The 14,359-nt window shown below is 56.1% G+C and carries 8 protein-coding genes; 1 reads left to right on the top strand and 7 read right to left on the bottom strand.

Features of this window, described 5'->3' with window-relative positions; translation table 11 throughout:
• Window positions 1–319: 319 nt before the first annotated feature.
• The 7 genes from CAF90_RS01620 to CAF90_RS01590 form a co-directional block, all read right to left on the bottom strand.
• Window positions 320–958, bottom strand: a complete 639-nt coding sequence (locus CAF90_RS01620; RefSeq protein ID WP_085603020.1) for a hypothetical protein — start codon at window positions 956–958, stop codon at window positions 320–322.
• A gap of 111 nt (window positions 959–1,069) precedes the next feature.
• Window positions 1,070–1,708, bottom strand: a complete 639-nt coding sequence (locus CAF90_RS01615; protein WP_085603018.1) for a hypothetical protein — start codon at window positions 1,706–1,708, stop codon at window positions 1,070–1,072.
• A gap of 121 nt (window positions 1,709–1,829) precedes the next feature.
• The gene (locus tag CAF90_RS01610; protein ID WP_085603016.1) at window positions 1,830–2,033 is read right to left on the bottom strand and encodes a hypothetical protein; all 204 of its coding nucleotides are present in this window, start codon (window positions 2,031–2,033) and stop codon (window positions 1,830–1,832) included.
• 330 nt (window positions 2,034–2,363) lie between these two features.
• Window positions 2,364–2,762, bottom strand: a complete 399-nt coding sequence (locus CAF90_RS01605) for a hypothetical protein (RefSeq protein WP_085603014.1) — start codon at window positions 2,760–2,762, stop codon at window positions 2,364–2,366.
• A gap of 3 nt (window positions 2,763–2,765) precedes the next feature.
• On the bottom strand, window positions 2,766–10,853 hold the full coding sequence (locus CAF90_RS01600; protein ID WP_085603012.1) for a DUF637 domain-containing protein: 8,088 nt from the start codon (window positions 10,851–10,853) through the stop codon (window positions 2,766–2,768).
• A 24-nt stretch (window positions 10,854–10,877) separates the two neighbouring features.
• Window positions 10,878–12,584 (bottom strand): ShlB/FhaC/HecB family hemolysin secretion/activation protein, encoded by a 1,707-nt coding sequence (locus CAF90_RS01595; RefSeq protein ID WP_085603010.1) that lies wholly within the window; start codon window positions 12,582–12,584, stop codon window positions 10,878–10,880.
• Window positions 12,585–12,735: 151 nt separating this feature from the next.
• Entirely contained in the window at window positions 12,736–13,185 is a 450-nt protein-coding gene (locus CAF90_RS01590) for a helix-turn-helix domain-containing protein (protein ID WP_085603008.1), read from the bottom strand.
• A 181-nt stretch (window positions 13,186–13,366) separates the two neighbouring features.
• Here CAF90_RS01590 and CAF90_RS01585 point away from each other — a divergent pair, with 181 nt between their 5' ends.
• Window positions 13,367–14,185, top strand: a complete 819-nt coding sequence (locus CAF90_RS01585; protein ID WP_085603006.1) for an alpha/beta fold hydrolase — start codon at window positions 13,367–13,369, stop codon at window positions 14,183–14,185.
• Window positions 14,186–14,359: the final 174 nt, after the last annotated feature.

Raw genomic sequence — 14,359 nt, 5'->3', positions numbered from 1 at the left:
TGTTCGTCAGACATACCTCTAATTGATCTGACGCTTTTCCAATGCCATATCGCAGGCAGAACCTTACTGTCCAAGCGATCAAATCTCGTCAGGAAAACATTAGCCAATTCATACTTATCCATACCGGGATCAGTCTCCAGCACCCCATTCAATACCGTGCTTGGCGGTTCTCCCTCCAAAATTCCCATTAAAAATTTTGCAGTTTCCGAGAGTGACATATGCATTCCCATCAAATGCTAAAAGCATGAAACAAAAGGTTTTCAAAACAAGGAAGCATATTTATTAAATAGAATACCCCCCCTCCCAAGCTAGACCGCCATCAGCTTTGACTCAGGGGGCTAAAATCATCAATAGACATATTTTTACTTTTCAATAAAGACACGACAAAACCCGAATCGAAAGCCATAAATAATTCCAGAGCATCATAAACTTTCCAACGATGCACCTCTGGATGATCAATTATCGACAAAAGATACTGCTTTAGTGGCGCCAAGTATTCGATATAGTTTTCACGCCTAACAAAGCGAAGCATTTCGGAAATTTCGAAAGGCCTCACTCCGGCCAACGCAACAATCTTCAAAAGAAGATCGCAAACCTGTACCCTTGCGACTTCTTTCCCTTCTTTATCAGCGACATTTGCAAAGTACATTGTCACCGCCATTAATATATGACGATAGGTATCATCATAACCATGTAACCGGTGAACATATAGCCCTTCAAAAACTTCAGGCTTACTCATAAACTCTTCCAAGGCGACCAGGCCTTCACGAGCGCCCCAACTCGTTAACAGCTTTGCAGCATAAAATCGTACTAATTCATCATTCGATTCACGAAGTAGCTCTTTCACAGAGCCGAGTCTATCCTGTGAAATATCCTCAACCTCCAGATCTCCTGCTTCTGCGGCATAGTCTGCATGTTCTGGAATACCATTGAGCAATTCATAGGTTCTCGGATTCATTATTAAACCTTCTGCTTTACAATTGCAGATGCATTCCGCAAGCATACAAGCATTGATCAGTGTATTCCTTGCCCCCCTTTAACTTAGACCGCGTCGACTGCCGATCTTCATTCAACGTGCCACTGACGGTCTGAAATCTTCAACCGTCTTATTTTTTTCTTTCAGGAGAGACATAACAAACTTCGAATCCAGCTTCAACAAGCACTCGATAGCATCATAGATTTTCCAGCGATGAATATCTGGATGATCGATTATCAAGGAAAGGTGATCCCTTATATAAGGCAAATATTCAAGATATTTTTCATTAACGACAAAATCAAAAATTTTCCCTATCTCAAAGGGTTTGCTATTCGACAATTCAATAATTTTCGTCAAGGGAGAAAAAACCTGCGCTCGCGCCAAGTCTGTATCTCCCCTATCAGCCACATTGGCAAAATATCTAGTCACAGCCATTAGTATCTGGCAATACGTATCGTCATATCCATGCAGCCGATGACTGTATGTACCTTCCAAACTTTCCGGGCTCTCCATACTTCTTTCAAGAGCAACCAGACCTTCATGAACTCCCCAACTGGTCAGTAGTTTCGCTGCAAAAAATCGCTCGTCATCACTGACTGTATCTAGAAGCAATTCCTTCACAGCTTCAATTCGGTTTAGTGGTATGTCTTCTGGATCAAGATCCCCTGCACTCACCGCATAACCTGCTTCCTCCGGAATACTGTTAAGCAACTCGTATACTTTTTGGTCCATCCCAATCACCTATTTATCGACGAAAAAATGGGCCGGATTTATTAAATCAAATAAATCCGCCCCCTTTTCTTCTGGATCTAATTAATCAAATAAATCCGCCAATTTTTTCGCTTTTCGCATATTAATCCATCCACTTCACGTCAAAATCAACTAGCTGATTTTGAAGCCCTACCTCATGCTCAAACCAGTAATCAAACCCCTCGGTATCACTTTTTTTCAAGTAAAGGTAATACCCACCAGTGTCGCCATCACTGTCATCAGCAACAAAAATATTCCAGCCAGAATATTCGCCAGCGACAACAACACCCTTCTGAACGATAGACATATTTACATCCTAGTCCGCGTAGGGAACATGATTGTTAGAAATATATTTTCCAGTCGCAGGGTCTTTAACTCCAAAATGCACATGCGGCACTCCCGGAGCGTGCATAAAAAGGGGACAGATTTATTAAATCAAATAAATCCGCCCCCTTTTTCTCAAAGGAATTCCAGCGAGTGACACTGATGGCAATATAGGTGCAACCCATGATATGGGGTAACTCTCATGATGGCTCATAATGGTTTCCACGTATTGTCCCCTTTTCCTCTCCCGGGAGAGCGGACAATCCTTCAGAAAGCCACGTTTTAATTAAACGTGGTGTACCCCATCTGTCATTCAACTAGTAAGCCCCCGCAACCTTTTTATTTCTTTCTTAGCCTGACCTCTGTTTTTTTGAGAAACTTTTTTGTCCGCGGATATGTACTGCAATTGCTCAAGAAACTTAAGAGCCTCTTGAGAATTCAATTGACCAACCCAATTCAGGGCGAGATCAATCCAATAATCAGACTCGTGCTTCAACCCCACGCCTATCAGTGCATAATAAGGAAATGCGGAACCCAACTCCAACTTCACCTCACTAATAGAAAATTCAAGTAAAGAAATCACGCGTTTAAAGTCTGAGTCATCCACCAAATTAAAGGAAGCCGAGCCCCCATCAAGTCGCCAGCCTCCAAGCTCATCCTGACAAATCAAGAAGTCGCCACCTAGAATTCTTTTCCCTGACAAGGCACTCATACTTCAAATCCCCGGATTATGCTTCACATTGATTCCATACTGCTTCATTGATTCCTCAAAATTAAATCGAACCTCTGGATTCCAGTTTTGCCAATAATGCCCACTGTGCTCATTGGTTAGAATCTCTCCGCTTGGACCTCGTTTAAACATCCCGCCTACCAAAGTCGTTGGATTAGCACCTATGGTAGCGCCTAGCTGCTCATGAGGAGAACCACCCAGATTCGTACTCGGCTTACCAACAGCGAAATAATTTGTTTTAGGGTCAAAAACAAATTCAATCGCTCCACTTCTGGTCGACGGATAATAGTTAAGTATAGCCTTGGAGGAAGAAGAGTTTGGCTCCAAACCTAAAACCCCTGATACTGGCCCCGAACCTGTCCAACTTGTGCCACCTTTTGCCCCACCACCCGGGACCTTGATACCAAGTACAGAACCCGCCATCCCAGGACTGAGGCCCGGATCAATTTTCAGCGTCAAATCACCAACCGCTTCTTGCTCCTGAAGCGGAATATGTTCACCAAGCGTATGCCTTAGTTCTTCATCAACCTCCTGAATCCCGTGACCTTGCAATTGGTCCAGGTGGGAGTGGCCCTCACCCTGGTGGTTGTACTCCGTCGCGTTTTTAGCAATATCCGAACCTAATGAAAGGTCACCACCCACTGCCGCTGCGCCAATCAGTCCAGTCAGTTGAGAAAGCGTTTTCTCCAGTTCCGTATTTCCACCTGCGAACCCGGAAATCGCATTGATTGCTGCTTCGTTGAGCCCTGCCGCCGCCGCTCCAGTCGCAAAATCGCCACCCATGACCTGCGATAGCAAGCCGCCCATCAGCGCATGAGCGAATACTTTCTCGACGCTTCCCTCAGGGAATCTGATTGTATTGGCACCCACCCAATCGAACCCGGTCGCCATGCCAACGTTGCCCGCCTCACCCAGGAGCGCGGAACCGAAGTTGCTCCCGAAGTTGCCCCCACCAGTAACAGTGGAAATGCCACTGGTTATGACTGCTCGCCCCGTCGTCCGAATCGCAACATCCGTAAAATTGGAACTGGTAAGAATGTTCGCGTTCTTGGCGCCACCGGCTGCAGCTTTGAACCAATTGTCATCGGCGTAATTGAGTACACCTGCTGTGAACCCGGCAATCGCCGCGCTCTTCAGACTGTCCGCGCTGAACGTTTCCTTGAACGCTGCACCCAGATTGCCCTTGTTGCTAATGGTGCTGGTCACAGCCGTGGTAGCCAGACTCGTGGCAATTGCACCAGTGGCGCCCCCACTCACCAACGCCAACCCACCAGGCCCCATTACGAACGACATCATGATCGCAATAGCGATTTGTGCCGCCGGACCAACCCCCGAATTCTCATACTTGAACGACTCGTGAATCTCCTTCACTCGCCGCCAATCAACATCCCCCCGCGCTTCAGCATCCTTCAGCCACGCCAACTGCGGATCTGCCTTGACCATGGTGTCGATGGTCTGGCTGACCGACTCCTGGTTCACATCCTTGATATCAATCTTCAGCCCATCAACCGCTTTCAGCACGATGTTGCCCTTGGCAATCATCTGGGTCTGGCGCAGGGTTTCGTCGGTGTTGCCGCGACCTTTGGCGGATACCCATGCGGCGTTGTTGTTGGTTTTGGTGTGGCTCTCGTCATGCAGATCCTTCACCCCTTCAAAGGTGATGGAGCCGCCACTGTCCAGGATGATGTCCTTGCCGCTGTCGAGCTTCGCCACCTGATAGGCCTGGTCACCCTTGCTGACCAGCGAGAGGTTGCCACCGGTCTTGATTTCACTGCCGACATGGGTGATCTGGGTGACTTCGTCGCGCTGCAGTTTCAGGTTGCCGAAACCACCCTTCTCCTTCATGTCATAGAGGGTGTAGTCCTTGTTCTGCGCGGCCAGCAGATTCAGGTCATTGCCCGCGTAGACATAGGCTTCATTGCCTGCGCTGATCTTGCTTGCCACCAGGGTCGTGTCGCGACCGGAGCTGGTTTTGACATCGCCACCGGCAATGAACTCGGCAGCCTTCTGGACGGTGTGGTTGTCTTCTTCGTGAACGCGCTTCTTGCCGTCCTTGCTGTGGGTTTCGACGTTGTGTTCGTCGCCCGCAGAGGACAGGTAGATATCGCGTTTGGCGTCGGCGGTCAGGTTGCCCTTGGCCTCGGCGGTGCTGGCGATGACATTGATGTCGCGGCCGGCGTCGAGCTTCAGGTTGCCGCCGCTTTTCACGCTGGAGCCGAGGTTCTCCACGGTGGTGGTGATGACCGAGCGATGGCCGCCATCGAACGATTCGTGCAGTTCGCTTTCGTTGCGCGTCGCCAACAGGTTGATGTCGCGAGTGGCGCTCAGGGTGGCATCGCCGCCGCTGCTGATGGATGACGAGTTGACGAGGTCGTTGCCCGACTTGATGGTCAGCGTGTCGCGTGCGCTGATGTTGCCACCTTCGTCCACCAGAGTGCGCATACCGTTGCCGTCACGTACGGCGACGGCGGTGCGATCGTTGACGATGTCGCCCTTGAGGCTGGTGAGGCTGACCTGATTGCCACGAATCTCACCGGCCAATGCGTTGCGAATGCTGTCGGAGGCCATGAGCGTGATGCGCTCGTTGGCTTCGACCAGCCCACCCTGATAAAGACTGCCTTTGACGTCGACAGACAGATCCTTGGTCGCCTGCAACGTGCCGACGTTGACCAGATCATTCCCCGCCATCAGTTCCAGGTCACGACCTTGAATCAGACTGCCGCCACGCACGTTGCGTGACTCGGCCTGGGCCAGATAGAGCACCGGCACCAGCACTTTCTGACCGTCGACAACCCGCTCTTCCATCCAGACGATGTCGTGGGTCAATGCCGCCACTTGCTCGGACGTCAGGCTCACGCCTACCGACAGGTTCAGCTCATTTTTGCTGGCGAGCGCGTTATCCATCAGATAACGGTACTGCTCGTAATCGTTGTTCAGTCCACCGGCCAGGAAACGCTGACCGGTCTGGGCCATCACTGCGTCGCTGATCAGTCGCGTCTCGTAGCGGCCATCGCCAAGTCGGCGCGCCGCTTCATCGGCGCTGAAGTCGAGTTTGCCCAGCAGGTAATCGGAACTCATGAACGGCGCGGACTGGGTCAGCTCCGGGTTGGTTTCGATCAGGTAACGGCTCTGCGGATTCGAGCTCTGCACGAACATGCCGTACGGGCCTTTCGGCAGACGGAATGTCGAGGACGCCGTCGGATCCACAGCGGCAAACGGCACGCCTTTGAAGTCGACAGGCACGAAGCTGATCTGCTTCACGCCATCGGCGTCCACGCGCTCGATCCGGGTGATGTCTTTCGGCGCCTGGGCGCTGGCGTCGGTGCTGTGCTTGCCCAGGTTGATGTTGATACCGCCGACCGAGGTCGTCTGATCGCTGGAGAGCTTGCCGGTCAGTTGATCGTAGGTGTTGTCGTAGAGCGTGCCGTTCTGGATGCTGTGAGCGACGTCCAGTTTGACTTTGCCACCGGCCTGGAGCACCGCCGAATAGACGTTGTTGCCGTTTTCATCCCAAGTGGTGACGTCACTCATCTGCGAAAAGCGTGAGTCGCTGGAGCGGCTGACCAGTTCGTTGAAGCGCTCCTCGTCGAAGTTGCCCGCAGCGGTTGCCGCGTTGAAGGCCGGGATGTCGGTGAACTCCATCTTGTCCCAGAGGCTGTTGTCGATGTGCCCGGGAGTACCGATCTTCACCACCCGATGGCCCGAGCGCGACACGGCCCCCTGATTCAGCAGACTGTCGGCAGACACGGTCAGATCGCCGTTCGCGGCCAGCAGGCTGTAGCGGTTCTCGACGTTATTGGCATGAATGGTGAGGTTCTTGCCCGCAACAAACCGTGCCGCACGCGAGTCGCTCAGGACCTTGTCGTTGAAATCGGTGGTGATGGTGATAGTGCCGCGTTTCCAGCCGTCGCCGCCTCCGCAATGCTGGCCACACACCCAGCTCAGGCTGCCGGACGACTGCCCCGAGGTCATCTCGAATTCGGCCTTGGCGTTTTCAAACGAAACGGCGTTGATGTCGATGTCACCTTCACCTTCGAGGGTGCCCGACAGGTTGCTGAACGATGAGGCCCGGCCACCGCCCACAGCGTCGAATGTCAGCTTGCCGCGGCTGTAGATATCGCCATAGAAGTTGCTCAGGCTGTTGCCGTGCAGTTCCATCGTGCCGCCGCTGAACAGCAGCGTGTCAGGGCCGTTGCTGATGCCGTTGGTGGCATTGAACAGAAGATTGCCTTGTGCGCCCAACGTGCCTTTGTTGTCGATCCGCACAGCGGAGACTGTGAGGTTCTGGTTGGCAATCAGTCGACCCAGGTTGTCGAGCGTGCCGCTCAGCGTCAGCTCGGTGTCGCCACCGCTGACCAGACGACCATCCCGCTGAATCAGGTCGTTGGCGCCGATAACCAGTTTTTGTTTGGCGGACACCCGTCCGCTGTTGATCAGGTTGCCACCCAGGCTCAGCGTAAGGTCACCGTCGCTGGCCAGTTCGCCGGCATTTTCCAGGCTTGCGACATTCAGTTTGAGTGCCGAGGCACTGGCAATACGATCCCCGGCGTTGAGGGTCAGACCCTGCGTGCTGGTGTAAGTCAGGCCACCGTTCAATTGCCAGGTGCCCACGCCATTGACCGAAGCGATATCCCAAACGCCTTTGCCCAGGCCGGTGAGGCTGCCTTGAGTGCCGGTCAGGTTGCTCAGATCCAGATCAAACAGCCCTTGAGCGGCGTGACGAACGCTGCCGCTGAGGTTGTTGAGCTGGGCGCCGGCAAGTTCCAGATCCTGGCTGCCGATCTCGATGACGCCGTTCTGGTTGTTCAGGTTGCCAGTCAGTTTGATCTGGCTGGACGCTCCGCCCAGTGCACGAATCTGCCCGCCAGCGCTGTTGTTCAGTTGGCCGCCGATCAGTTTCAGGTTCGTCGCCGACTCGATCAGTCCGCCCTGATTGAGAATCTGACTGACCGCTTCGAGGCCCAGTCGATTACCGCTGATCTCACCGCCCGCGTTGTCCAGGCTGGAGCCATCGAAAACGACCTGGTCTTTGCCGAAGATCTTGCCGGCGCGGTTGGTCAGACGTGTCACCGTCAACTTCAAATCGCCCAGCAGGCTGGAGATCAAACCGGCCTTGCCGTTGACTGCGCTGTTGTCGAGGTCGGCGCTGGTGATGTCGAGGGTGTCGGACTGTAGCGTACCGCCCTGGTTCTGCAGGTTGCCGGCGCCGAGCGCGAGTTCTGCGTGGCTGCCATTGGCGAGGATTGCACCCTGCTGATTCAGCACGGTGCTGCCGACGATTTTCAGACCATCGCTGCCCGCAATGATCTGGCCCGCGTCACGGTTGTCGATGGACGTACTGGTGATGTCCAGACGCTGGCCGCGCAATGTGCCGCCGCGATTGTCGAGTTCGACCAGTTGTTCGAGCAGCAGGTGTTGCTCGGCGGCGTCGACCACGCCCGTGACGTTTTTGAAGACCCCGGCGATTTTCAGCGTAATGTCACCGCCCGTGCCGACGATGCCGCCCTTGTCGCTGTTGTTCAGTTCGGTCGCGTTGACTTCAATGGTTTTGCCCAGCAGGACACCGGCACGGTTGTCGACCGTGTCGCTTTCGATGTACAGGTCAGCGTCGCTCTGGATCCGGCCCTTTTGATTGAGCAGTTGCGACTGACCGGCAACGGTTTGCTTGAGAATCAGCCGAGCGCCGTCAACGCCCGCCGCCAACAGACCGCCCTCGCCGTTATCGAGGCTGGCGGCTTGCAGGTCGAGGCGATCGCCGATCACCCGCCCGCCACGGTTGTCGATGTGGCCATTGCGAGCGACCAACAGCAACTGTTGCGCAGCCACCACACCCTTGCGGTTGTCGACACTGCCGGCGTGAACATCCACGTCACCCTGGCTGGCTTGCAATCGACCCAAGGCATTGTTCAGGTGCTTGTTGACGACCAGCGTGAGCTTGCCGGTCTCGGCGCTGATCGCGCCTTTGTCATTGCTGGTGAGATTGTCCAGCGTCGCATCGACTACACCGCCGAGCAGTTGGCCGTTGGTGTTGTCCAGATCACGGACGGTCAGGTTCAGGGTCGTGTTGCCCTGAATCAGGCCCTGAGTGTTGTCCAGGTCTTCGCTGGCCAGCACGCTGTCATCCGATGAAATCGTGCCTTGGGTGTTGTCGAGTTTGCCGCGACTGGTCAACCCCAGCGTTTTGCCGGTCAGGCTGGCATTGCGGTTGTCGATGCTCTGGGCAGCGATGCTCAAGCGTTTCGATGCCTGAACCTTGCCGTCGTGGTTGTCGAGATCCTGATCCAGCGTCAGATCGACATTGCCGTTTTCGGCACTGATGACACCCTTGCTGCTGTTGTCCAGCCGAGTGCCGGTGATCCGAATCGAATCGGCGGCCAACGTACCGCCCTGATTGAGCAGCTCCGCGCCCGATACGACGAGGTCGGTTTTTGCCTGGATCTTGCCTTTGCCGTTGTCCAGACGCTCGCGGGCGACAACCTTGGTTGCGCTTTGGCTGGCAGCAATCAGGCCGCCAGCGTTGTCGAGTTGTCGGGTATCGATATCCAGACGTCCGGCGATGATTTTGCCGTCGTCGTTATGCAACGCCCGTGCATTGAGTTTCAGGCTGCCGCCGGCGATTTCAATCCGGCCTTTGCGGTTGTCCAGATTGTCGACGGAGAGTGTTGCCGCCTGGCCATCGGCGAAGCGGATCAAGCCGCTGAGGTTGACGATGGCCGGGACATTGAAAGCAAGGCTGGTTTCGCCGTAGATCCGCGCACCAGTACCTTGGTTGACCAGGCGAGTGGTGCTCAGCGCGACGTTTTTGGCCTGAACGATACCGTTCTGGTTATCGAACAAACCTGCGGTATTGGCGCTCAGCGAGCGACTGGCCAACACACTGCCACGGTTGCTCACGGTGCCGCTGTTGAGGGTGAGATCGCCATTGCTGTTGCGGCTGTTGTCCGCATTCACCCCGGCCTCGATCACGCCGGCATTGACCAGTTTGCCGCCACTGGTCAGGCGAACGCTGTCCCTGGCAGCAAGGCTTTGCTGGTTGACCAGATCCTGTGCGGTTTGCACCGCCAGTTGCGTGCCCGCGTAAACGGACTGCTGGGCTTCGAGACCCTTGGCTTTGATGTCGACCGCATTGCTGGCCGTGACTTTGGCCAGCGTCAGTTGGCCATTGGCGTCAATCTGGATATCACCGGCGCTGGCCGCCAGTTCTCCTGCCAGTTTCACGCCGACACCGGCCTCGGTCCCGACCAGTTTGATTGCCCCGGCGTACATCCCGCCGAGCGCCGAAGAGTCGATCGCCAGCTGCGGCTTGGCACTGCCGTCATCGGCACGCGCGGTGGCGTTCAGCGTTTCGGCGTTTACATCGTTGCGACCGGTGGTGATGTTCAGGCGTTTGGCGTGGATCTGCGCGTTGATCTGCGCACTGCGGGTAATGATTTCGAAGCTGTCGACGGCGCCGGCATCCAGACCTTTGCCATCGATGGATACGCTGCCCTGATCGACCTGGAAACGATCCAGCCGACCCGCGCCATCGAGTACCGGTTTACCGGTGGTGAGGGTGACGCGTGGTGTATTGATGAAGCCGCAACCGTTACAGCTGATGCCGTACGGGTTGGCGACGATCACCCGCGCTGACTGCCCCGCCACTTCGGTATATCCGCGTAACTGGCTCGGACTGCCACCGTTGACTTCGTTGAGGATGGTTTGCGCAGCCGCTGCACGCAGGTTCGGGTTACCTAGAATGATCCCGCCCATCTGCGTCAACTGAGTGCGACTGGTCGCGTTGTTGAGGATCAGGCCTTGGGCGTCCACGTTGTAATCGTGGAACTGGTTGTGCGACAGCCCTGCGCCGTTGGGCGTGGCGATGTTGATGATCGGCACGCCGTTGCCCGCCCGGTCGAGCGTGGTGCCGGGCGCGCTGACCACAATTCCGTCTGCCTGCGCCCACATCGGCTGCCAGAACATGACGTTGGCCAGCAGGAACGCCAGGCCGCGTTTGGGCATGCCCCAGAAGCGTTCGCGGTTTTTTACGGCAGCAGAAGGCTGACTGGCCAGAAAAGCCAGGTGGCGAATGTCCATATTAGAATCTCGGAGCAGGCAGAATTAGATAAAGAAATCCAGGCGGAAATAGATCGGCGCTTCGCGCTCGGTCAGTGCGGCCGGTCGTTCCAGGGAATGGGCAAAAGTCACACTGGCTGCCACGTGTTCGCCACGCGCAAACAGCTCCAGCGAGTTGCTCGACATGCGCCCGTGTTGCTCGCCGTTGTAACGGTCGCCACGGATCACGCCCTGGTCGTAGCCGAGGCTGGTGCCGTATTCGGCGAACACCGGGCGCAGCCATTCGGCGCTCACCGGGCGTGCCCAGCGCAGGTCGTTGCGCCAGTAGCCGCCGCTGTCGCCGGACAACGACTGATCCTTGTAGCCACGGATCGACGACAGCCCGCCGAGGCTGGTGCGTTGCGGGCTGAACAACACGTCTTCACTGCGCTGACCGGTCATCAGGCTGCTGAAGGTGAAGGACTCGCCCCACACTTTGAATGGCTGCAGATAGCTCAGGGTTGCGGTGTATTTGCGGTAGCGCGCGTCCGGCTCGCCGGGGCCCGGGTCGTGGATGCCCTGAGCGTCGAATGCACCGATACCCTCCTGCATGCCGGCGTCGAAGTTGACGAAGGCGCTGCCGATACGACGTCCGTGGTTGAAGCCGAACTGCGCTTCGCTGATGCGGTTGCTGCTCAGCTTGAGCTTGCTGTCTTCGATGAAGTTGTTGGTGCGCAGATATGAAAGTCCGGCGCTGAGGGAGGTCTTGCTGACCGAGTCGCGGTGGATCACCCGCTCGGCGCGCAGCTGATGGTTTTCGCTGTCACCGGTCTGCTTGAAATTGAAGCCGCTGGCGGCGATCAGCGAGCGGTACTCGCTCTGGCTGTAGGTGTAGCTGAAATTCCACCAGCCCCACGGCAGGTTGTAGTTGAGCATCGCGTTGTTGGAGGTGTGCTGGTGATCGGTCATCGCGTCGTGGCCGCCGCGCAGACTCAACTGGTCGGCCAGACCCAACGGGCTGTCCCAATCGAACGTGGTGCCCCACTGCTGTTCACCGGTGCTGCGCTGGCCGTCGTTGCTGCGCGACAGGCCTGCGCGCCAAGGCTTTTGCGCCGCGTTGTTGACCAGCACGTCGCTGCCGCCGACGTTCTTGCCCGGAGACAATTCCATCTTGGCCTGATTGGACGGCAGTCGATTGAGCTGATCGACCATCTGCTCGATCTCGCGCAGGTTGACCAGTTCGCCGGCCTTGCCGGGAAAGGCCATCGCCAGTTCACGCTCGGAAAGTTTGCTGTTCTCGGCCCCTTTAAGGCTTTCGAGCTTGCCTTCGACCACCAGCACTTTCAGGTGCCCGGCAGACAGATCCTGCTGCGGCAGATAGGCACGGCTGGTCACCAGCCCCTTCCCGATGTAATGGTCGGTAATGGTCTTGAGCAGTTCATTGAGCTGCGCCACGCCCAGGCACTGGCCGATGTACGGTTTGAGCAGGCGCGCCTTGTCACTGTCCGACAGGCTGTCGGCGCCTTTGAGTTCGATGTCCTTGATCGGGAAACAACGGGTGTCGGTCGGCGCCACCGGTTGAACTGGCCGGGCTTCCTTGCCCGGCAGGTCTTTGAGTTCTTCGAGGCGACGGCGCTGCTCGTCGAGCAGTCGATCCTGGCGTTCACGGATCAGGTCGGTTTCACCAGGAGTGGGTGCAGCAAATACAGCGTTAAGCGGAGACAGGCACAGCAAAGCCAGGCACAACCTCGCCCCAAGGGCGGGTGAGTACATGTTCGATCCCTCGAGACGGAAACTGATATCAAAATAGTGGCGCGATAGTAATGAGCCACTATTCTGACGTCAATTTTTGTTATTACTAAATGTGTATTGCCGACCAGCGGCATCAGTAAATGTCATCCGGGACCTGCTTTTCAGTTTCCTCTCAGTGCTCAACCGCCAGTTTCGTCGCCACATCGTCCGGCGCCAGCACCCGACCATCGGCCGACAGCAACTCAAGCTTCCTGATCGGCTGACGCTTCTGTGCATCCACCATCACCGACCCCGGCTCGCCAGGCTCGAACATGAACTCCCCACCCCACTGCGACAACGCAACGATCACGGTTTGCAACGCTCGCCCCTTTTCCGTCAGCACGTACTCCTTGTAAGCGCTGCCATCGGACGCCGGCACCAGGCGCAGGATGTCGCGTTCCACCAGCCCTTTGAGCCGGGTGCTCAACATGTTCTTGGCAATCTCCAGGCTCTTCTCGAAATCGCTGAAACGACAAATGCCTTCCAGCGCATCGCGGATGATCAGCAACGACCACCAGTCACCGATCAGGTCGAGTGTCCGGGCGATCGGGCAGGCATTGCCCGCAAGGCTTTTGCGCTTCATTTGGGGTGTCTCCGGCAAAACGGCAGGTTCGATGCGGTTGCATCTTACAACTCATGTCGCCAAACCGTTAACGCGTGCGCCACGAAACTTAGCACCTGCGTACAAGTGGCCAATGCCCTTTGTCGCGATAGTGAACGCTGCCATCACGGCATCCACGCAGGCCCACACCCAAGGAGTTTTCATGAGCACGTTCACGACCCAAGACGGCACCGAGATCTATTTCAAGGACTGGGGCAGCGGCAAGCCCGTGCTGTTCAGCCACGGCTGGCCGCTGGATGGCGACATGTGGGAATACCAGATGGAATACCTGAGCAGCCGTGGCTACCGCACCATCGCCTTCGACCGTCGTGGTTTCGGCCGTTCCGAGCAGCCGTGGACCGGCTACGACTACGACACGTTCGCCGACGACATCGCGCAGTTGATCGAGCACCTGGATCTGCGTGACGTGACCCTGGTCGGCTTCTCCATGGGCGGCGGCGATGTCAGCCGCTACATTGCGCGCCACGGCAGCGAGCGTGTCGCCGGGCTGGTGTTGCTAGGCGCGGTGACACCGCTGTTCGGCAAGAAACCGGACTTTGCCGAAGGCGTCGACAAGTCGGTGTTCGACGGAATCAAGGCCGGCCTGCTGAAGGATCGCGCGCAGTTCATTGCAGACTTCAACGCCCCGTTCTACGGCACCAATCAGGGTCAGAAAGTCTCCGACGGCGTGCTGACCCAAACCCTGAACATCGCGCTGCTGGCCTCGCTCAAAGGCACCGTGGATTGCGTTACCGCGTTCTCGGAAACCGACTTCCGCCCGGACATGGCGAAAATCGACGTACCGACGTTGGTGATTCACGGTGATGGCGATCAGATCGTTCCGTTCGAAACCACCGGCAAACAAGCGGCTGCGCAAATCAAGGGCGCTGAACTGAAAGTCTACGCAGGCGCACCGCACGGCTTTGCGGTGACCCATGCGCAGCAATTGAATGAAGACCTGCTGGCGTTTCTCGATCGCTGAGTCCTTGTGATCTGAACACGCCTTGAAAAGGGCCGCCGACAACCCTGTCGGCGGTCCTTTTTTTTGTTGTCCCGGATTCCGGTGCCAGGTCGAAGCCCCGTATTTAAGGGGCTTTCAGGCCTCTGCATCACGTTTTTATCTTCACATGCCAGCTTAATAATATTTTACCGATAC

The organism is Pseudomonas sp. B37(2017) (genome assembly GCF_002112885.1).
Classification (GTDB): domain Bacteria; phylum Pseudomonadota; class Gammaproteobacteria; order Pseudomonadales; family Pseudomonadaceae; genus Aquipseudomonas; species Aquipseudomonas paraglycinae.
The sequence above is the reverse complement of the archived record's forward strand: the minus strand, read 5'-3'. Positions and strand labels throughout refer to the sequence as shown.